Below are 1803 nucleotides of genomic sequence, written 5' to 3' on the forward strand. Positions count from 1 at the left end.
TTAGGGGCCGCGCTATTTGGCTTCTGGAACAGCTTGCTACTGGTATCTTTCGCAAGTGCGATCGGTGCGACCTTAGCTTTCTTAAGTAGCCGTTACCTGTTGCGTGACTGGATTCAAACCAAGTTTGGTGACAAATTGGCGACGATTAACAAGGGGGTTGAAAAAGACGGCGCATTTTACCTGTTTTCTCTGCGTCTGATTCCTGTATTCCCATTTTTCCTTATCAACCTATTGATGGGTCTAACACCGATGTCAGTGAGTCGTTACTACATTACGAGTCAAATCGGGATGTTACCGGGGACGGCGGTTTTCTTGAATGCTGGTACTCAGCTCGCAGAAATTGATTCACTTTCGGGCATCGTCTCCCCTTCAGTACTATTGTCATTTGCATTATTGGGGATATTCCCAATAGTGGCTAAATGGTTGATGGGTAAGTTTCGCTCAGCACCCGTAGCTGAATAATGTATATAGCAGAATAGTTTATAATATCTAAACAACACAGATAGCCGAATAAGGTTCTATTTCAATGAAAATCTTCAGTGCATCGAATCCGACAGAAGCTCATATCATCTGTGGATTGTTAGAAAGCGAGAATATTGCCTGTGAAGTCCGTGGTGAGGGGTTGTTCGGATTAAAGGGGGAAATCCCATTCACTGAAGAAACTGACCCTTACGTATGGTTATATGAGCCAGAATTGGCCAGTAAAGCTCGCATGCTCGTCAATGACTACCAAAAGCAGCAAGATTCGATCATCTATGAAGAGTGGCGTTGTGGTGAGTGTCATGAAGTCAACGAAGCGCAATTCGGCTCTTGCTGGCAGTGCGGTGCTGCCTCACCTGAATAGCAGGGTTTCAGTGACCTGATAGAACGATTCGGTCAGATACCTCCTCCAATTAAAAACGGGAAGCTAAAGTTAGCTTCCCGTTTTTATTTCAATTCGATTAACTCATCATCTTTGATTTCACGCCTAGAAAATCACTGAATTTGTTTTTGAATAAACGCAATCGAACGCTGATTAAACTCTTCAGGGTTTTCCACGTTACACACGTGTCCACAATTCGGGATTTCTACTAGCTCACTCGATTCATGCGCTGCAACCATTTCTTTTACAGGCTTAATAAACATGTAGTCACGTTCACCCATCAAATAAAGAGTCGGTATTGGTAGCTCTCTATCTTTAAAATATTTCATCAAGGGGTTTACATCAGCCGTTAAGATAAACCAGCGTTTAAATTCTTTCTGGCACAGTTTTTTGGCTTCGCGGATAAAAAGGTGACGAGACTCTTTTTGGCTTTTTTGTGGCATCACAACATAAGCAAAAAGGCTGTATAACCACATGTAAGGAATGATGTGCTTGCTGAGGTTACCCAACTTGATTAACACTTGAGAGCGAGTGTTTAGCTTGGTGACAGCGCCACCCAGTACCATTGAACGTACACGGCCAGCCGCCAGTTCGGCAACGTTACGCACAATAATCGTGCCCAAAGACATGCCAACGAAATGTGCAGAACGGATCTTAAGATGGTCTAACACTTTAAGAATATCAAGCGTCACCGATTTGAACGTATAACGATTCGAAATCAGCCCTTTAAGTATATTGTCTGATTTACCGTGCCCTCTCAGATCAATGAGAAGTAAGTTGAAATGCTGTTTATACGCTTTGATCTGCTTGAACCAGATGGAGGAACTGCCTCCTGCGCCATGCACAAATACAACCCACTCATCGCTCGTAGGGTGAGTAAATGTTTTATGAAATAGTAAACTCTCAGACATACCTATCGCTTTAATTATTGGAATGGAGCT

3 protein-coding genes are annotated in these 1803 nt (G+C 43.0%); 2 read left to right on the forward strand and 1 reads right to left on the reverse strand.

Annotated features, from left to right (window positions below):
- On the forward strand, positions 1–462 hold a 462-nt coding region (locus tag AB4512_RS21145), incomplete at its 5' end, for a TVP38/TMEM64 family protein (RefSeq protein WP_372175576.1).
- 64 nt (positions 463–526) lie between these two features.
- Complete coding sequence (locus AB4512_RS21150; protein WP_017062099.1) at positions 527–844, forward strand: DUF2007 domain-containing protein; 318 nt, start codon at positions 527–529, stop codon at positions 842–844.
- A gap of 131 nt (positions 845–975) precedes the next feature.
- On the opposite strand, the gene AB4512_RS21155 is transcribed toward AB4512_RS21150, so the two are convergent.
- Complete coding sequence (locus AB4512_RS21155) at positions 976–1773, reverse strand: alpha/beta fold hydrolase (protein WP_017062100.1); 798 nt, start codon at positions 1771–1773, stop codon at positions 976–978.
- Between the last annotated feature and the right edge of the window lie 30 nt (positions 1774–1803).

The organism is Vibrio sp. 10N.222.52.B7 (assembly GCF_041474275.1).
GTDB lineage: Bacteria > Pseudomonadota > Gammaproteobacteria > Enterobacterales > Vibrionaceae > Vibrio > Vibrio crassostreae_C.

Excerpts from the sequence above, each read along its gene's own strand:
- AB4512_RS21150 (WP_017062099.1), top strand. The coding sequence starts at position 527 with ATGAAAATCTTCAGTGCATCGAATCCGACAGAAGCTCATATCATCTGT.
- AB4512_RS21155 (WP_017062100.1), bottom strand. The coding sequence starts at position 1,773 with ATGTCTGAGAGTTTACTATTTCATAAAACATTTACTCACCCTACGAGC.